Source organism: Mesorhizobium sp. M0615 (genome assembly GCF_040320805.1).
Classification (GTDB): domain Bacteria; phylum Pseudomonadota; class Alphaproteobacteria; order Rhizobiales; family Rhizobiaceae; genus Mesorhizobium.
Genome location: NZ_JAMYQI010000004.1, coordinates 375,840 through 395,266, shown reverse-complemented (window position 1 = coordinate 395,266; position 19,427 = coordinate 375,840). Strand labels below are relative to the sequence as shown.

12 protein-coding genes and 1 tRNA gene are annotated in these 19,427 nt (G+C 61.1%); 7 read left to right on the top strand and 6 right to left on the bottom strand.

All coding sequences use genetic code 11. The annotated features are described in order from the left end of the window. Positions 1-339: 339 nt before the first annotated feature. Complete coding sequence (locus NKI46_RS09330; protein WP_023738832.1) at positions 340-2,112, top strand: adenylate/guanylate cyclase domain-containing protein; 1,773 nt, start codon at positions 340-342, stop codon at positions 2,110-2,112. Between the two features lie 129 nt (positions 2,113-2,241). Continuing rightward, entirely contained in the window at positions 2,242-6,564 is a 4,323-nt protein-coding gene (locus tag NKI46_RS09325; RefSeq protein WP_352562511.1) for a cytochrome P450, read from the top strand. 30 nt (positions 6,565-6,594) lie between these two features. Here NKI46_RS09325 and NKI46_RS09320 read toward each other — a convergent pair whose 3' ends face one another. Continuing rightward, positions 6,595-7,281, bottom strand: a complete 687-nt coding sequence (locus NKI46_RS09320; RefSeq protein ID WP_352745858.1) for a Crp/Fnr family transcriptional regulator — start codon at positions 7,279-7,281, stop codon at positions 6,595-6,597. Positions 7,282-7,788: 507 nt separating this feature from the next. Between NKI46_RS09320 and NKI46_RS09315 the strand changes: the two genes are divergently transcribed. The 5 genes from NKI46_RS09315 to NKI46_RS09295 all read left to right on the top strand — a co-directional run bounded on the left by NKI46_RS09315 (position 7,789) and on the right by NKI46_RS09295 (position 15,612). Beyond that, positions 7,789-10,053 carry a DNA/RNA non-specific endonuclease gene (locus tag NKI46_RS09315; RefSeq protein ID WP_352459003.1) on the top strand — a complete coding sequence of 755 codons (2,265 nt, stop codon included), beginning with the start codon at positions 7,789-7,791 and terminating at the stop codon, positions 10,051-10,053. 16 nt (positions 10,054-10,069) lie between these two features. Next, positions 10,070-11,053, top strand: a complete 984-nt coding sequence (locus NKI46_RS09310; RefSeq protein ID WP_023696135.1) for a trypsin-like peptidase domain-containing protein — start codon at positions 10,070-10,072, stop codon at positions 11,051-11,053. Positions 11,054-11,357: 304 nt separating this feature from the next. Further along, complete coding sequence (locus NKI46_RS09305) at positions 11,358-12,488, top strand: hypothetical protein (RefSeq protein ID WP_156929790.1); 1,131 nt, start codon at positions 11,358-11,360, stop codon at positions 12,486-12,488. Further along, positions 12,485-15,145 (top strand): DNA/RNA non-specific endonuclease, encoded by a 2,661-nt coding sequence (locus NKI46_RS09300; protein ID WP_352745853.1) that lies wholly within the window; start codon positions 12,485-12,487, stop codon positions 15,143-15,145. The genes NKI46_RS09305 and NKI46_RS09300 overlap by 4 nt, the downstream gene beginning before the upstream one ends. A 194-nt stretch (positions 15,146-15,339) precedes the next feature. Next, positions 15,340-15,612 carry a hypothetical protein gene (locus NKI46_RS09295; RefSeq protein ID WP_352745851.1) on the top strand — a complete coding sequence of 91 codons (273 nt, stop codon included), beginning with the start codon at positions 15,340-15,342 and terminating at the stop codon, positions 15,610-15,612. Between the two features lie 86 nt (positions 15,613-15,698). Here NKI46_RS09295 and NKI46_RS09290 read toward each other — a convergent pair whose 3' ends face one another. The 5 genes from NKI46_RS09290 to NKI46_RS09270 all read right to left on the bottom strand — a co-directional run bounded on the left by NKI46_RS09290 (position 15,699) and on the right by NKI46_RS09270 (position 19,288). Continuing rightward, on the bottom strand, positions 15,699-16,619 hold the full coding sequence (locus NKI46_RS09290; RefSeq protein ID WP_023738840.1) for a DNA adenine methylase: 921 nt from the start codon (positions 16,617-16,619) through the stop codon (positions 15,699-15,701). Next, entirely contained in the window at positions 16,616-17,023 is a 408-nt protein-coding gene (locus tag NKI46_RS09285; protein ID WP_023738841.1) for a hypothetical protein, read from the bottom strand. Before NKI46_RS09285 ends, NKI46_RS09290 begins: the two co-directional genes overlap by 4 nt. After that, on the bottom strand, positions 17,020-17,952 hold the full coding sequence (locus tag NKI46_RS09280; protein WP_023738842.1) for a ParB N-terminal domain-containing protein: 933 nt from the start codon (positions 17,950-17,952) through the stop codon (positions 17,020-17,022). The genes NKI46_RS09285 and NKI46_RS09280 overlap by 4 nt, the downstream gene beginning before the upstream one ends. Positions 17,953-18,401: 449 nt before the next feature. After that, positions 18,402-18,476 (bottom strand) — tRNA-Val (locus tag NKI46_RS09275). A gap of 128 nt (positions 18,477-18,604) precedes the next feature. Continuing rightward, positions 18,605-19,288: a phosphoglycolate phosphatase gene (locus NKI46_RS09270; protein ID WP_023738844.1), complete on the bottom strand. Its 684-nt coding sequence runs from the start codon at positions 19,286-19,288 to the stop codon at positions 18,605-18,607. Positions 19,289-19,427 lie beyond the last annotated feature (139 nt).

The window sequence follows — 19,427 nt, the reverse complement described above, 5'->3', positions numbered from 1 at the left end:
TTGGTATGAACCGCACCGGAAACTCGCAGGCAGCACAGTTTGTTCCGAGAGCTGACATCGCGCAGCTTCCGTGAAGCCCTAGATCTCCGCGCTCAGAGCGACGGCACGCCAATATTTGCGCCAACCGCCGGCCAACCATGAGTGCTGCCACGGCCCGCGCTGGACAACCCGATGGTGGTAGAGCTTTGCCCAAGACCCTGCTAGACTTCTGGTCCTGGCGGGGTGGCATGGTGCGCCAACCCCGCCGGAATCTTCATCTCTCAGCGCGCGGCGAAGTGTTTCAGGAACGGGTCGTCGCCTGTGCTGGACCAGAACCAGAAAGGGAGCGGGGGCTCGAACATGGCTGTACGGAACTACACCCGTCAGCTGGCGACAATCATTTCTATCGATGCCGTCGGGTTCTCCCGGCTGATGGGCATCGACGACGAGTCTGCTGTCGCGGCATTCGAGGAACGGCGCGACATCATCGCCGACAGCTGTGGCACATTTGGCGGCCGCACGTTCGGCGACGCCGGCGACAGCATCATGGCCGAGTTCGGCAATCCGATCGAGGCGTTGCGCGCGGCCTTTGATTTCCAGGGCCGCATCGTCGCCCTCAACGCCGAGGTTGCCGACGACATGCGCATGCCGTTTCGGGCCGGCATCAACACCGGCGACGTCATCGTGCGTGGTGGACGCCTCTACGGCGACGACGTCAACATCGCCGCGAGAATCCAGGAATTCGCGCCGGGCGACGGTCTCGCCGTTTCGGAGACGACCTGGCACCATGTGAAGGACAAGACGGCGGCCGAATTCACCGATCTCGGCGAATTCATGCTGAAGAACATCGCCTTGCCGGTGCGCGTTCTGATCGCCGGCCGCAGTGGCAACGGATCCTCGCCGGCTGCGTCGTTCGCCGCCATTCCCCAGGCCAATGCGCAGCAGAAGCTGTCGTCCAAGGGGCCGCCGGCGATCGCCGTCCTGCCCTTCCACGCCGATGGCGGCGAGCATGACATCGGCTACATGGCCGACGGCATCGCCGAGGACATCATCTATGGTCTTTCCAACACCAGATGGCTCTCGGTCATCGCCAAGGGCTCCAGCTTCCAGTTCCGCGACGACACGCTGGGCACGCGGGTGATCGGCAACGCGCTCGGCGCGCGCTACATCGTCAGCGGCACGCTGATGCGCAATGGTGGCCAGATCCGCCTCAACACCGCGCTGGCCGACGCGTCCAACGGGCGGCTGGTGTGGTCGCAGCGCTTCGATCGCGATCTGGTCGACATCTTCAACCTGCGCGACCAGATCGGCGCTGAGATCGTTTCGATCCTGGACAAGGAGGTCGACCGGGCGGAACAGGCACGCACCTTCCAGGTTCCCTGGGAAAGCCTGGAGACCTGGCAACTGGTGCGACGGGGCCGCTGGCACATGAACCGGCGCACCCGCGGCGACACCGAAACCGCACTCGAGTTCTTCCAGAAGGCCTACCGCGAGGACGCCAACTCGAGCGCCGTGCTCAACGAACTGGCGTGGTGGTATTTCTGGCGGGCATGGCTGCGTTTCGGCGACAGCGACGATTTGAACAAGGTCGAGCAGTTTGCCCGCAAGGCGTTGCTGGTGGACAGCCTGGATGCGCGCCCGCACGCCCATCTCGGCGCCGTCGACATCATGCGCGGCGAACCGCGGTCGGCCGTCGACCATCTCGAGGAAGCGATCCACATCAATCCGAGCTTTGCCTTCGCGCGCTCGGCCATGGGCAGCGCCCAGCTGCTGCTCGGCAATGCCGCGTCAGCGATACCGTTCTTTCTCGATACCGAGCGATTGAGCCCGTTCGACCTCTACCGCTTCCACAATCTGGGGGAACTGACGGCGGCCTATTGTTTGGTCGAGAACTGGCCGGCGGCGATCGCTGCCGCTGACCGCTCGCTCAACCTGTCTCCCGGCTATTTTTATTCCAGGTTCCTGAAGATCGGCGCGCTGATGCGAAGCGGCCGGCCGGAACAGGCGCGGCGCGAGATGGCCATTTTCGCCACCCGGCATCCCGATTTTTCAGAACAGCGTGTGCGCTGGATACCGTTCACCGACAAGGCCGCGAACGAGTTCCTCGTCGCCAATTTCCAACTGGCCAAATGAACATGGCGTCAGTGCTGGCTGGAACATGGACCAACTGTGAAAAGATTCACATACGTGCAGCCGATGCAAACCTAGGCGTTGAACGGCCGGCATCGCAATGACGTGGATAGCCGGGGGGCTTGAACGCGCATGACCAAACTGAAGTATTTCGACGCTATTAGCGCGGCCCAGAGAAACCAGCGCCCGCTGTCGGAAATGCCGCCGTTCGATCTCGGCCGGATCCGCAAGACAGGGCTGATTGCGCGCGTCGTCGGGTCTCTGGCCGAAGACCCCCGCTGGGCGCTTTCCTTGTTGCGGCGTTTCCGGCCGACCGGCAAACTTTTCGGCGTTCTCGTGGTCACCAAGAACGCCGATGTCCGCGACATATTGGAGCGCGGCGACGAATTCCAGACCCCATACGGCCCGGAAATGACCGAGCTTGCCCGGGGATCCAACTTCATCCTCGGCATGCAGGACGGCGCCGACTACCGGCGCATGAAATCGTCGGTGCTGAGTGCATTCCCGCCGGCCGAGGTCGAAGCCGCCGTCAGGCCGATCGCGGCGCGTCATTCGCAAGAGATCATGACGCGCGCCAGCCCCGGCTTCGATGCGATCTCCAGGTTGATGAAGATCGTCCCGGTGCACATCTGTCGAGATTATTTCGGCGTCGAGATCGACGATGAATCCGAATTCGCCGACTGGGCGATCGCGCTGAGTGCGCTGTTCTTTTCGGACCCGACGGCGAGCCCCGTCATGCGCGAACTCGCGGTGGTGGCGGGCGACCGTCTTCTCAAAGTCATCGATCGCTCCATCCAGTCGGCCAGGGACCGGGGCTTGAAGGCCGAGCAACCGCTGGCGAGGCTGGTTGTCCAGATGGATCAGGGCCGCCTGTCGCGGGACGACCTCAATTCGATCATGCTGGGCATGATCGCCGGCTTCGTCCCGACCAATGTGCTGGCCGCCGGCAATTGCCTCGACGTGATCCTGTCGCGGCCCGACGCACGGCAGGCTATCGATGCCGCATTGGCCGAAAACGATACCGCCAAGCTCGACAGGGCCGTCCTTGAAGCCATGCGCTTCAAGCCGATCTGGGTCGGCCCCTGGCGCTACACGGCCCGCGACGCGATCATCGGCAAGGGTACGCGCCGCGAGCGCCTGGTGAAAGCCGGCACGGTGGTGATGCCGGCGACGCTGTCGGCGATGTTCGATGCCGAAGCCGTGCAGAACCCGGACCAGTTCGACACATCGCGCCCGTATCGCGACTACATGGTGTTCGGCCACGGCATTCATCAGTGCATCGGCGCCGAGATTGCCAGGATCCAGATCGGCGAAAGCCTGCGCGCCCTGTTCCAGAAGCAGGGCGTGCGCCGCATGCCCGGCAAGGCCGGGCGGATGACCCGCATCGGCGCCTATCCCGAAACCCTCAAGGTCGATTTCGAACGGGCAGAACTCTGCCGCACCGTAACGCAGTCCATGGTGACGGTGGTCTGCCCGGTCACCCGATCCGCGTCGCTGGATGCTGTCCGCGACAAGGTTGCCAGCCTCGGCAACCCGGCCGTCGAAGATATCCGCACCGCGCTCGATATTGCCGGCACCGTCCACTTCACCAGCCTGACCGTGGTCGGCACCGGCGAGATCGGCGCTGATTCCGGTCAGGAAAAAGGAGCTCTGGTTCTCGAGATTTCCGGTGACGGCAGCATCGACGATGTCATCGATGCGGTCACGCACGCCATCGGGCACCGGCTGCGGCCGATCTTCAAGGATGTCTGCGATCTGCGCGACGGCGGCGCATTGAACGATTTCCTGCGCAAGCACAATGTCGACATATCGCCGTCCTTCGGCAGCAATGCCGGACTGGTGTTTTCGGGCACGCCGGGGCACTCGGTCCAGCGTATCAAGGCCGAGCAGCAGCTTTTCGAAGCCGTCCGCGACATCGTCGAGCGGCCACGCAAAGGCGCCGGCAACGCTCCTGCCGTGCTCGCTGAAGTTCGCCAGCATGTCCAGTCATTAGGGACGTTTGCCTGGGCGTTCGAGCCGGCCGAGAGCCTGCTGGAAAAGCCGCCGGGTCATTGGGGCCGTGCCCTGATGACGACGTTGCTGGTACCACCGGTCTTCGTCACGGTGGCGATCATCTGGGCTGCTTGCTGGTACATGACCTACAGTGTGGTGTTCGGCAGATCTATCGACATCAGTTCCCAGGAAATCTCCTTCACCGCCATAGCCGTAGCAATCACCTCACTTCTGTTGTCGGGACTTGGAGTGTTGGTGGCAGCGGCGCTGCTGGCGTTTTCGTGCTTGCTGGCGCTGCGACGCCGCGAGGACAGGGATCGGCCGGAAAGCACATCGATCGGCATATCTGAATTGAACGCGATACTCGTCAAGGAGGGCCACGCGGCACAGAACCATCTGACTGCGATTTCGACGATGAAGGCCGGCATCCTGCGGCGGCTGGCGCTCAGGTTTTCTTTCTACCTGATCTCGATAGCTGCCCAGAAGGTGTTCAAGCCAGGCTTCCTCAACACCATCAACACGATCCATTTCGCCCGCTGGATACTGCTGCCCGGCTCCAACCGATTGATGTTCTTCTCCAACTACGGCGGCAGCTGGGAAAGCTATCTTGAGGACTTCATCGCCAAGGCGTCCGCTGGCCTGACCGGCGTGTGGAGCAACACCGTGGGCTATCCACGCACACGATGGCTGTTCCTGGACGGCGCGCGCGACGGCGATCGTTTCAAGCGCTGGGCGCGGCGCCAGCAGGTGCCGACCCTGTTCTGGTACTCCGCCTATCCCCAAATCAACACAGAGCGCATCCGGATCAATTCCCGGGTCAGGCGCGGCATTGCTTCCGCCGTCGGCAACGAGGCGCGCGACTGGCTGAGCTTGTTCGGTTCGCTACGGCGCCCGGCGAGCGAAACGACCACCGTTCAAAAGACCACTTCGCTGCTGGCCAATATCAGCTCTGCCTTTCCGGCGCCTCTCGAACAGCAGCTGGAAACCGGCGAGATCCAGTCCATCTTCTTCGGCCCGCTCGGCCCGCTCGCTTATTCGCATATGCTTGCGATCCGGGTGCCGGACAAGTTGCCGGCGCCCAAGCGCAGAGCCTGGCTCGATTTCGTTGTCGAGCAGACGAGTTTCGGCGAAGGCAGGCCCGCCGGGCGAGCTATGATAGTCGCCTTTGGTCCCGGTGGCCTGCGGCAGTTTGGGCTCGACGAGGGTGTGGAGGGCGATCCACTGGAAACATTTCCGATCGCCTTTCGCCATGGCATGGGCAATCCCGAGCGTGGGCGCATACTGGACGACCGAGGCCGCGACGGCCCGGACGAATGGGAGTGGGGGTCGTTGGAGAACCCTGTGGACCTGGTCATCGTCTGCTATGCTGAAGACCTGGGACGGTTGAAGACCGAGATTGCCACCGTGAGACGAAAGACGACCGGTGCAGGCATGAAGGTCGTCGCCGAACTGCCGCTCGCCGTAAACCGGGGTCCGACCGACACGAAGACGAAATCGTCCGACGGGGCAAAGCGTGACGATCGGTCGGAACGTGGGCCAGCCTACGAGCATTTCGGTTTCGCGGACGGGATTTCGCAGCCGATTGTCCGGGGCACGACCCGCGCCAGCAGGGGCGCCGCGCCCATGCATCTGGTCGCGCCCGGCGAGTTCCTGTTCGGCTATCGTGATGAGCATGGGTTCTATCCAGCCTCGCCCTCGGTAAGCGCATCACGCGATCGGACCGGAATCCTTTCGCAGGTGCGCCGTAGCCGGCTGATTCCGGGCCTGCCGCCACCGCCGCGCGATTTCGGGCGCAACGGTTCATTCCTGGTTATTCGCCAGTTCGAGCAGCACGTCGACGTCTTCAACAACTACTGCAAAAAGGCTGCAGCCTTGGTCGCGAGCCAACTCGGCAACCAAGCCATCACGCAAGACTGGATTGCCGCCAAGATGCTCGGCCGCTGGCAGAACGGTAGCTCGCTGGTGCGCAACCCCGATCATCCGGGACGCGTCATCGACAACAACTTCGCCGCTGGCGCCGAGGATCCGCAAGGCCATCGCTGCCCGCTTGGTGCCCACATTCGCCGTTCCAACCCACGCGACACGCTGGGTGAGGACCGCGATACGCAGATCAATATCGGCAAGCGCCATCGTATCCTGCGGGTCGGCCGTACCTATGAGAAGCAGGACGGCAAGAATGGCAAGGTCGAAAAAGGGCTGCTGTTCATGTGCCTCAACGCCGACATAGAGCGCCAGTACGAATTCATTCAGCAGACCTGGGTTTCGTCGGCCACGTTCCAGGGCCTCGTCGCTGAAAAGGACCCGACGATTGGTTCGCGCGGCGGTGATGGCAGGTTCACCATTCCGTCATGGGAAAAGGTCACGACGCTCCGTGACATGCCGCAATTCGTCACCACCAAGGGTGGTGGATACTTCTTCATGCCCAGCCGCTCGGCGCTGCGCTACCTGATTTCGCGGCTCTGAGTCTTAGCCGGGGCTGATTCGGGATCGGCGTCAGTCGTCGTCCTGCGATTCGGCGATATGGCGCAGCGCCCCGGTGTCGGTGATGCGCAGGCCGCCGCGTTTGATGGCAATGAACGAGCGGTTGCGCCAGTCGTTGAGCGTCTTGTTGACGGACTCGCGCGTGGCGCCGAGGAACTCTCCGAGTTCCGATTGCGAGATCGGAATCCAGCCGGCGCTGTCGGCCATCACCTTGGCCAGGAAGACCAGGCGTTTGGCGAGCCTCGCCTCGATGCCGAAGAAGGCCTGGTCGCCGAGTTCGCCGCTGACCCAGCGCAGCCGGGCGCACAGAAGTTCGATCATCGCGCGTGCCAGCGGTGGATTTCTCTCAATGCGATCAAAGAGTTGTGTCCTGCTGAGCGAAACCAGCTCTGAAGAGGTCAGGCAGATGGCGGTGGCGGTGCGTGGCCGCCCGTCAAGCGCGCCGATCTCGCCGACGAGGCTGCGCGACAGCTCGATATTGGCCACCAGCTTCTGCCCGCCAGGCGAATAGATCGAGATTTCCACCGTGCCGCTCATCACCCCGTAGATCCGGTCGGCGGCATCTTCCTGGACGAACAGATGCTGGCCGGCGGCGTAGCGCTCGACCTTGCAGCCGCTGAACAGGATATCGAACAGCTTTGGATCGATGCGTGCCAGGCGCGGCAGATCGTTTCTGTCGTTTGGGCCGCCAAAAGCCATGTTCCAAATTCCCAATTGCCGCAATCGGCGAAGTTTAAGGGCCGAAGTCTAAGGCAAGAGTGCACCGCGTCAAAGGCCGGCGTTCATCCCTTGCGATTACGCCTTCTAAAGGCTTGGCGCAGTGGTCGCGCCCAGTGCCTGGCTCGTGCCGGGCGGAAAGCCGCCTGCACCCGCGGCGACAGGAGCCGCGCGTGCAGGCGCCAACTGATAAAAATGGATAGGTGATAAAATTTCTGTAAAACCGAGCGGCCGCAATGGCCCTTCCACCCGTTGCGATAGGTGGGCGCAACAGCGTGAGCGTCTGTGACGGAGATCACATACGGCATCGCTGAAATAATGCGAGCGTCATACATCGCGCGAGCGACTGCGGCAAAGAGACATGCCGACGTTGCACTCCGGTCATCTTCGACGCGAGTTGATTTGTTTCCTTGCCTGCCAATCAGAATTGCACCAGTCTAAAATGGGGCAATACAGTTCTTTACTTCGACAGAACCTTTGAGGGCGACTATGCCGGTCAGCAGAGAGCAGCGAATCCGTCAATATCTCGATCTCGTCACCGGGGGCGAGGGGACTGAATCGGTCCTCGGCAACATGGAGACGATGGCAGGCGGCGGCCTGGAATCCCTTGCGCCTGCGGAAGCCGGCAAGACGGAGGCGGCGTTTGAATCGGCGCGCGCTGGCCTGGAGAGCCTCGCGCGGGGCGCCGAAGTCGCGCCCGAGCAGCTTTCCGATCTGGAAGCCATAATCATCCCGGAGTTGCGGCCGGTCTATGACATCAAGGATGGCACCTTTACGACGCTGACTTTCGACGGCGCTCCGACACCTGGCCATTCGCTGTGGACGAAGCTTACCAGCGAGGCCGCATTGAAGCAGCGCATCGAAGCCGCCCTGCCGGCGATCGGGCGTATCGAACTGTTGTGGGACACCAATATCCCTTACGGCGGCACGGGCTTCGTCGTCGGCCGCAACCTGTTGATGACCAACCGTCATGTGGCGCAGATATTTGCGGACGGCCTTGGCGACCGCAATGTGCAATTCATCAACGGCCGCGCCGCCGGCATCGACTTCAAGCGCGATTCGGCGGCAGGAAACGTCTTCAAGATCCGCAATGTCCGGATGATCCATCCCTATTGGGACATGGCGATTCTCGAAGTCGAAGGCCTGCCCGACAACATCACGCCGCTGTCGCTCGCGGTCGCCGACGCGCGCGATATGCTGCGCCAGGAAGTCGTCGCCATCGGCTATCCGGCGTTCGACAATCGCAACGCGGTCGATGTCCAGAACGAGCTCATGCGCGATCGTTTCCAGGTCAAGCGCCTGCAACCGGGCATGCTGCAGGGCGGCTTCGATACGGAGAGTTTCGGCAAGATCGTCAGCGCGGCGACACATGATTGCTCGACCACTGGCGGCAACTCCGGCACCGCCATGATCAACCTCGCCACCGGCGAGGTCGTGGCGCTGCATTTTGCCGGCCGCTATCTCGAGCGCAACTACGCCGTGCCCACCGGCGCGCTCGCCAAGGACCAGCGTGTCGTCGACCTCGGCCTCAATTTCGCCGGCGCCGCCAGCGGTGGCCCCAACGATTGGGGCGCATGGTGGAACAAGGCGGACAGTGGGTCGCCGGCCGAGGGCGTAAACCTGGTTGAAGTCGGCGGCGCCCAGCAGATCCCGGGCGTCGCCACCCAGACGCCTCCATCCGGAGGCGTCGTCGTTTCGCCGGGCGGCAGCGTCACCTTCGAAGTGCCGTTGCGCATCACCGTCTCGCTCGGCGCAACGCCTGGCCATGAAGCGGTCACGGAATCGGTCGAACTGGAAGCGGCCAAGCCGACCCCTCCAGGCGGCGCATTCGTTCCCAAAACGGTCGCGGACTATGCCGGCTATAAGGGCTACGACGAGAAATTTCTCTCTGGCGGCACTAAACTCGCGCCGGTCGTTGTGCCGATGCCTGAGGCCACCGACCTCTCAGTGCTGGCGCCGCTCAAGGCCGGCGGCACGCAACTCGACTACCAGAATTTTTCGCTCAAGATGCACGCCAAGCGGCGGCTGGCGCTGTTCACCGCCTCCAACGTCACCGACGAGAGCAATCTGCGCGAGCCGGAAAAGGGCCGCAACTATTCGCGCGGCGGCCTGTTCAGCGAGCGCTGGTTCCCGGATCTGCGGCTCGACGACAAGTACCAGATCCCCGACGTCTTCTACACCCAGGATCAGGGCGCCTTCGACAAGGGCCATATCGTCAGGCGCGATGACGTGGCCTGGGGCAGCACCTTCGAGCTTCTGCTCAGGGGCAATGTCTGCTCCTTCCATGTCACCAACTGCTCGCCCCAGGTCGAAGGCTACAACCGCTCCGACAGCGGCGAGAAGAACTGGGGCGATCTTGAGAATCACGTCCTGTCGGAGGCGGCCAGCGAGCGGCTTTGCGTCTTCGCCGGCCCGGTCCTCGCTGAAGACGACCGGACCTTTGCCGGCAAGGGTCCCAAAGGCACCAGTCTCCGCGCGCCGGTGCCGCGCCGCTTCTGGAAGGTGGTGGTCGCCCGCGTCAGTGACGGCATCGCCAGCTACGGCTTCGTGCTCGAACAGGATCTGTCGGACACGGAACTGGAGTTCACGGTCTCCGAAGAATTCATCGGCGCCATGTACCCGCTGACCGAAATCTCCGAAATGACCGGCGTCACCTTCGACCAGTCGCTGGTCGATGCCGACCAGTACGAAACGGTTCGCGGCACCGAAATTGCCATGCGGGCGGGATCACGCAAGCGGAAGAAGAAGGCTTAGGGTCGGAGGGAATCCCATGACCGAATGGACGCAATCCGAACTGAACAGTCTCAACCGCATCCTCGCCAACCTTTACCCGATGATCGGCGACGGCGTGCGTGTTGCCAAAGGTGTCGGTCTTTCGACGGCCCAGATCGCCTTTGACAACAAGGCGATCAACAACTGGTTTGCGATTGTCCAGCGCGCAAAGCAGGAGACCAGGGCCGACGACCTCGTCGCCTTTGCACTCGATGAGAATCCCGGCGACCAGGCACTGCTGCAGGCAAAGCAGCACGCCCCGCCGCCGCCGGTCGAAGGCCCCGCGACCGCCAATTGGAGCGGCGCGACGGCGCCGGCCCAGCTCGAAAAAATCCTTGGCGACAAGAGCACGCTGGTGCCGATCAGCTATCTCGAACTCGGCCTTGTCAGGGCAAGATCGGTGGTGCGCATCAAGCGTGCGGATGGCAGCTCCGGCACCGGCTTCATGACCACCGGCGGGATACTGATCACCAACAACCATGTCTTGCCTGACGGCGCTTCATTGGCGGGCACGGTGGTCCAGTTCAACTATCAGCGCACCGTTGCCGGGCTCGACGCGCCGCTCGACCAGTTCGACATCGACACCGCCGTGCCTCTTCGTACCTCCAAGGACAATGATTGGTCCGCCGTCCGCATCAAGGGCGATGCCTCCAAATGGGGCGAGTTGGAATTGAAACCCATGACCGTCAAGGCCGGCGATCATGTCAACATCATCCAGCATCCCGGCGGTGCGCAGAAACAGATTTCGTTTGTCGCCAATGTCGTGGCCTTCGTCGGCGGCGGCCGCGTCCAGTATCTGACCGACACACTGCCGGGTTCGTCGGGCTCGCCGGTCTTCGACACCGACTGGAACCTGATTGCGCTGCATCACAGCGGAGGCTGGCTCACCGAGCCCAACGCGCCTGCCAAAAGCACATATTATCGCAATGAAGGCATCGCGATCGACACCATCATCCAAGACCTCGCGGCAAAGCCTGTGTAGATGGTGAGCTATGCAGACCGATGGCGCAGCTCGATGCGCGGCGATTTGGGACTACGGCATGTAAATTTTTTCGGATGTGACGGTTTATAACGCCACACACCAAACACCAGGGAGTTCAGAGATCAGCGCCTATTTCGACCTCAGGCTTCAACTGGCTGATCTCTACCCATTGCCTCCCGATTGGTTGCAGGTAACCAAGGACGCTGGGATCGTCGCTGGCGCCATCAACCTCCAGGGGGCGGCGCTTACAGTCTGGTTCAACATCCTTGACTATGCGTTGACCAATAAACTGTCGCAGGCGCTTATGACTGCCGTCGTGGCGCAAAATCCGCAGTGCGCGGCCCGGTTCAAGGCCTATCTGGACGAACTCGCCGCGGGCCAGAAACCGACGGCCGAGTTGCCCGGCCTGACGACCGACGATCGGGTCAACACCGCGCTCGCAGGCTTCAACGCCGTCAACCAGCAGTCCAAGGACATTCAGGCCACGCTTGCCGCCGACAACGGCCTCACCAATGTCACCAGCCAGATCGATGTCCTCAAGACCTACAAGGACCTGCATGACCATCTGCAGAGTTTTCAATACGGCATCGGCAGCTTCCAGAACCTGCTGGTCGCCGCCCGCGACATGGGGGCCGACCTAGAGCAGGTCCGCGTCATGCGCAATTTCCTCAAAATATTGAAGCTCTTCTGTGTCTCTATCGGAGAGTCGGTCATGGAGCTGCCGGCGGGGCCGGCGCTTCACGATATCGAGCAGGCCTGGCTCGACGACCTCAAGGCGGCTGCGATCAAGTTGCAGGCTGCCATCGATAACAAGTCTCCGGACGCCTACGACGCGCTGTTTGACGTGCGCACCGTGCTGCGCGTCGTGCCGTCGCGGCTCAACCAGCAGATTTTCGTCACGGCAAAGAACCTGCCCTTCGGACTTTTGGCCACCGGTCTAGATACGATAGCCGGCAAACTTCCTGCAGAAGAGCCGTCCGTGCCCTTGATCAAGGCCGCGCATGACGCGATCATGGTGCTGTCCTCGACCATCTATGCGCGCGTCGTCGAGCACAAGCTATGGCAGGACATCGACAACAAGCTGGCCAGCCTTACCGACATGATCGAGCCGATAGAAGGGGGCGCTGCGGCGGACAGGTCGCTGCCGTTCCAGTTTTCGCCGCTGTGGCGAAACCTGGAAGTGAAGGTCAAGGTTCTTGCCGACCTCGACCCCACTGGAGCGTGGCGGGCGACGCTCGTCGACTACTCCACCGACGTCAACGACCAGCTATCGCGCGAGACCGTCGATGCCGCCTTCATCCTTGCCTTCGAAGCCTATCGGGACGAGGCCCAGCAACGCTTCGTCCAGGTCGATCTGGCGCTGAAAACGGAATGCGCCTCGATCGTCCGCGTCAGCACGCCTTTGCACAAGATCATTGAGGACCTGGGGCCATGAGCGATGAACTTGCGACAGGCACGGAGACCGAAACTCCGGCCGATTTTATTTCGCTGAGCGACATCCGGATCGCACATCTCGAGCTGATGCGCATCGCCAGCAGCAATGAAGCCGTCGACCCATCGATGAGCCGCAGCGACAAGGCCGGCGCCGAGACGACGGAAGCCAGCATCGACAACACGGCCCCCGATGCGCAGGCCATCCGCGACTTCCTGGCCAAGGCACGGCGCGCCGGCAGCTCCATCGCGCGGGAATCCGACCGGCGCGCGGCGCAGCGCATACTCGATTATTGGTCCGCCGAACTGGTCACGCGGCCGGGCATCACCTCAGCCGACGTCAGCCCGGCGCGGCTCGCGTCTTTCGCAGGTGGCGGCGGCCTTGAAACGGTCGCTGTCGCGGCGGACGATCCGGGGTCGGTTGCAACGGATGCCATTGTCGGGCCGGCCAAAGCCGGCCCCACGGCCTCTGGGTCCAACGAGCAATCCGCATCCGACGACGAACTGAGTTCGGACGAACTGACCGAGCGCTTTCGCATCCGTGTGGCCGCTCAGGCCAGGCAATGGAAGAACACCGGCTATGCCGGTTATCTCCTGCGCGGCGAAGCGCTGAAGGAGGCGGCGGAGCTGCCGCAAGGTGCCGACATTGCCGAGTTCGTTGAGGCGAGCGCCAAGGCGGAGACGGACAGCCAGAAGCAGCGCGATCGCAGCAAGAACCTGCTGATCGCCGTGTTCGCCACCCTAACCGCAATCCTCGCTGGAACCACCTACTTCGCATTTAACCAGAGGAATGATGCTGTTGTTGCCCGTTCCAATGCCGAGCAGGCACAATCCAAGGCCGAGACCGCGGCGAACGAGGTCGCGGAACTCAATAAGCACCTAAGCGCCGCTCTCGCGGAGGCAAAAAACGCACGCGTACAGGCAGAAGCCGCGCGTGACGTTGCCTTGAAGAATGCCGAGGACGCTGCCAAAAGACTGCGTGAGCAGCAAGACACGCAGGCCACCTTGCGGTCTGCCATCGGGCTTGTGATCGACCAGCTCAAAGACGGCAATATATCCCTCGAAAAACTGACGCCCGATTTGAAGCAGGCGGTGCTTGTTGAACTGGCAGGCCGGATCAAAAGCAGTGAGATCAGTCTCAGCGAGTTGCCGGCGCCGCTGCAAAGCGCGCTTGAACCGCTGCTCGGCAAAGTTACTGACAAGCGGCCCAATGTCCTTACGGGCTATAAGGTCGATTTTATCCAGGCCAACATCGCCCTGCCCAGGTTAACCGGCGATTTGGCGAGCGATACCTCGAGGACGCCGCTGGACTATATCAACTACTCGCTGGTGATGGGCCGAAGTCACCGCATGGCCATCTACTCGGCGGTCAATCTGGATCGGTCGCAAAGGATGACTTTGCAGGTCACCGGCAGCGGATTGAGGTATGATAATCGACTGCTGGATGATTTGCAGCCGGATCGTGCCTGGTACCTCCGGCCGGACCGGCGCTGGCTGCCAGCACGATTGGCGAACGCAAGCGACATCGCCTGGGGTCCCGAATTCACGGTCGATGCGGCAACGGCGGCGCTCAAACTGGCCCAGTATACCTATGTCCTGCCCAACACGATGCCGCAGTCCAGCGCTTTTTACGAGACGAAGTGGGCGCCGCTCGAAAACTGGGTGCGCACGCAGCACAATCCGCTGGCCAATAAGGTGACCATCTTCAGCGGTACGATCTTCAACCCCACCAGCCACCCGATCGATGGCGTGCCGGTCCCCAACGCCTATTGGAAGCTCGCCGTCTCTTCCGTGCCGGCTGCCGTGAAGGACGAGGCGAGGGAGCCTGACTTCGTCGTCGATGCGTTCCTCATTCCGGGCGACGCCACGGGCGAGTTCAACGTCGAACAGTATCGGCTCCCGGTTGCCGAGCTTGAGAGACGCACGAGCCTGAATTTTGGCACGCTCATCGAATGGACGGATTCGGTGAAGAACCCCGGCCCGAATGGAACCGCAGCCGACGATCTGGCGGGGCGTGTCAAACTGCTCGACAGCGCCGACGGCGCCACCGATGCGCTGCGCGGTGAATTGATTGCCGCACTCGGCAATGCGGATCTCGCGGTGCCCGAACGGCGCAAGATCGTCGCAGCTCTTGTCGAGATGGCCGGCCTGCAAAGCATGACAGGGCTGACGCCTGCCCGGCGCAGCAACGTGCTCGAGACCTTGCTCAGTGTTCCGCCTGACCTGTGGAACCGCCCGGACTGGCTGCCTGTGTTCGCCGCCGCGCGCCGCGCTGTCGCAGATCTCGACATATCCGCAGCCGGCGGTCAGGCGATCATCGGCGACCAGGACCGCGAGGTGCTCAACACATTGAAGGATCGGCTGCGTATCCAGCAGCACCCGCAGACGGTTTACGTTCAGTTCGACGGGATGACGCGCGATGGCGCCCAGGCGCTCTCCGCCAAAATGCGCGCCTTGGGCTGGGGCATCCCGACACCCGGCGAGGAACAGGTGGACTCCGCTGCCGGCAAGAACGAGGTGCGCTATAATCCGGACGCCGACGCCGACCGCTACGCCGCCGAACTTCTCGCCGCCGACCTCACTGCTGCCGGCCAGGCGGTAATCGCCCGAGCGGTACCGATTATCGGCGCCAACACACTGGAGATCTGGATCAGCATCTGAGCAATTCCAGGAAAAGTGTGAAACGGTTTTCCCGGGAAAAGCGCGAAGCGCTTTCCCTTGGGAATTGCGTCAAACAGGGAGTAGCCGGCTGCGAGCCGGGGCCGTGGGGAAAGAAGTCGTTCGCCAAAAAGCCGTGATGCAACGTTTCAAAATAGCGGCGATAATACGGGCCGGTTTCACTTAAGGGGTTTACCATGCGCACGCGTCACGCCGTCATGCTTGCACTTTCCGTACTTTCCATTCCTGCCGTCTCCATGCCGCTGCAGAAAGCCAGCGCGCTGGAGCCTGAAAAATACACGGTCTATTGCGCCAACGACCACATCGAGTTCTCGTTCTGGGATCTCGAGCAGATGAAGGTGCGCAACGGCTCCGATGTCTGCCAGTTCCAGAGCTACACCAGCTACTCAAGCGCGTTGAATTTCGCGCAGAAGAATTTTGGGGGTGAGGGGGCGAGCTGTAGTTGCTAGTCTAACGTCCGCTGCCAACCGATACTCTGCGAAGTGAAGCCGGGCGCTAGACACGAAATCTCCGAAAGACCGTGCGCCCGAATCGATCAACTGGCCAGGTTGAACTCCGCTTGTGGCAGGGGCGCCTGCAGCCCTCCTTCAGCAAGTGAAGCCGGTTTGAGACAGTCAGACATGAACATAACCTCTTTGCCCTGCCTTCCGTTTCGGACCGAATAGCTCAAGTTGTACTCAAGCATCTGGTGGGCATCATACAACTCGCGGATCGCCGGCTCGTTATCGTAAGAGACTACCCAAGGGATTGCGGAATTGAGTTGAACGATCACATCGCGAAGCTTGCCATGATCCTCTTGACGGTAGAAGTCGTAGTAAAGGTCGCGCCCCTTCCGATAGTATGGAGGATCGATATAGATCAGCGGGCGATCATCGCCGGCAATTTCCGTCACATTCCGGATAAGCTCCGCCGCATCCAGATTCATCACCGTGATCTTCGAACGATTTTTCGCGATTCTCATGACCCGAGCGGCGAGTTCTTGACGATTGAAACGGGCATCGAGACCATAGGCGGACCTTTGACTGTGCCCTCCGATCATGCCGGCGTTGAGGACGCCAGAATGGTTCGTTCGGTTGAGGAAGAACGTGGCAAACCCAATTTCGAAGGAGATCCGCCCCTCAGCTTCTTGAAACACTTGTCGCTGGTTTAACCACTCTTCGGTCGTTAGCTCAATGTCGAGAATCTTCTGCTGAAACCGGTCGGGTTCATCCAACAGAGCTCTCCAGAATGCGTAGATCGGGGCGCTCAGGTCGTTGAGTATGATGTGCTCGACGTAGCCATGCAGAAGCAAACATAGCCCCACACCGCCACCGCCTGCGAACGGTTCGACATAGGTTCCGTCTAGGAGCCTATTCTTTCGAACAAGTGCTTTAAAGTACGGGGCGAGCTTGGCCTTTCCCCCTGGATAGCGTAGCGGAGACGCATGGTGAGAGGCGCGGGCGCTCTTCGGCGTCATTTGCAGGCCGCTTTGAAAAACGCCTCCACGCCAGACCAGGCGCCAATAAGATCGTTTTTTGATGGAAACATGGCCGGGTTATGCACGTACTCGTGTAACCGGGCGACGGATATCACGCTATCCTTACCGGTGAGCGAAGCCCTTGCTGCGGTCAACTCCTGTTTCGTCAGAGCCGAACTGAGATGCTGCAGCACGGCCTCCACTTTCTCTCCTAGGCTGAATGTCTTCCCCGCGTTCTTCCCCGACGTGTGTTTCGTTAAGATCGAATGGGAAGAGCAATATATCTCGACGACCGCTTCGACAAAACTTCGCAAAGAAATAGCGCCGGCAATCGTGAATTTGTCGATGTTCAGGTTTCGCAGCTCATAAAAGAGCTGAGCTGCTTTCGTGTTCGATATCGTCAACCCAAAGGTCTTTGGGACAAGTGTCTTTCGGCGCAATGGGCTTGGAAAGGGGGGCGGGGGAGGGGTGGGGGTGAAGGCTGGGCCTTTACTACAGCCTTCACGGACTCGGCCGCCTTGAGCTTCGGTCCAGATGGCATCGCCGATTTGGGAATGCCGTCGACGTAGGTGATCTGCTGTTCCTTGGTTTTGACCGCATCGACCTTGATCGTCTTACTAGCCAGGTCAAGAACAATTTTCTTGATGATCTTGATCTGTTCGCTGGTCGGGTAAGCGAAATAATACTCTCCATCGACGATCTGTATGCCTATTTTCTGGCGGACTGCTGGATTGGAAATGATACGGTCGAGCGTGGTAATCGGGAAATTGCTCGCAATGGCAGCCTGCTCGGCCGGTGTCAGATTTCCCTTCTGACGCACGAATTCCAATAGATCAAGTGTGCGATCTCCGCGAAAACGGGCCGTCTGAACACCATTCCAATCAACTATTCCCCGGCCGCTGTTCTGTCCGGTGTGCCGGAGCTCTATCCAACGTCGGGCAGTGTCTCGGTCGGGCATGACCACGCCAGAGATGGGCTCGACCGTTTTCGTGTCAAAATCGTCCGCAAGGTCGGTCAGCTTAGTTCGAAGCGAGTCTGGAATCTTCATATCTTCCAGCAACGACGGATTGGCGAGAATCTGCAAGGCCGCTGTTCGTCGGTTACCCTCAAGAGCGACATATTCGTTTTTCTTCGAGTCGGGCTTTAGAACCATCATCCGGTCCATGGGGTTTAGCCCAAATTTCGCGATATCGGCGGCAAGCTCCGCTATCTTGGTCCCCTGATCATCGAGAAGTGCCTGACGGATGTTGATTTGACCGTCTTCCGTCGAGATGCGCGGATTTTCGTGATCCAAGCGAAGCTCAGAAATTTTCAGCCCAATAGGTTTCGGCATTAGTCCCCTCCCATACCTGGCGTGGGATTAAGCCTGGGCGTGAAAAAAATTCAAGCTATCCAATGCAGAGTTGTTGCGAAATATTCCCGGCGGTGATCTGGATACTATTCTGGGCGACACTCGCTTACTTGAGGGCAGTATTGTTTTTGGGCCCGGTGCCGTTATCCCGATCTTCGACTCGTGAAATCGGCGTCGCGTTAGGGAGCATCCACGTGAGCTGCCAGACATCGTCGTTCTCTCACCTGCGGAATACGTCAACCCGGTATGGCCCGAGGAACGTGAGTTCGAGTGCGAGTGGCGGTTCTAAATCGGGCAGGATCTCATCAAGATTTGGCATGCCTTCACTGTCCAACAAAAAGCAGATCGCCGGAAATGTCTGAAGGATGCGATTGTTTCTGTACGGTTTCCGTACGCGGAGGAAAATCAACATGCCTAAGTGCTTGAAAAAATGGTGGGCGATGCAGGGATTGAACCTGCGACCCCACCCGTGTGAAGGGTGTGCTCTCCCGCTGAGCTAATCGCCCGCTCGTTGCCCGAAGGCCAAGCGAGCCGCGATATAAGGGAGGCAGGGTTGTGAAGTCAAGGCGATGCGCCGGCCTTCTGTGCCTGAAATAGCCGAGGACAGGCGCTGCCGCGCAATCACCTGTTTCGCTCAGCCGGCCGCCGCTGCAATCAGCCGTTCCGCCAGGTCGAGCGTCAGCGCATCGAAATGCGAAATCACCGCCGATGGCTCGAATTCCCTGACATGGCGGTCGGTGTAGCCGAAATCGACGGCGACCACCGGAATGCCGGCGGCCTTGGCCGTGTCGATGTCGGTCTGCGAATCACCGACCATCAGCGCATGGTGCGGCTCGCCGCCGGCGAGCCGGATGGTTTCGGTGAGATGGCGCGGGTCGGGCTTGCGGAAGGCGAACGTGTCCTGGCCGGCGATCGCGGCGAAATGCTTTGTCAGGCCGAGCGCCTCGATCAGCGCTTTCGAATTCGCCTCATATTTGTTGGTGCAGATGGCGAGCAGATAGCCGGCCTTCTCGAAGCGGGCGATGGCTTCGACGACACCGGGGTAGGGGCGCGACTTGCCGGGGATGTTGAGTGTGTAGTGGTCGAGGAACACCTTCAGCAGCCTGTCGTGCTCCTCCACCGCCAGCGATTTCTGCTGCGCGGTATGCGCGCGCTCGATCATCACCCGTCCGCCCTGGCCGACAAAACGCCGGAAGCCGGCCTCGTCGACAGCGGCAAGCTCGCTGGCGGCAAGGCTGTGATTAAGGCTGTCGAGCAGATCCGGCGCCGTGTCGATCAGCGTCCCGTCGAGGTCGAACACGATGATCGGTTGGGTCATGGCCTATCCTGTGGCTGATGCATTGCAGGCAGGCGATAGCGGCTGCGCTTCTTTCAGGCAAGCCGGTGGGAGCCAAAGTCTTTGACCCTGCGGGCAAAAGTGCTAGGAGCGCGCATCCAGAAAAATCAGAACCAAGCCA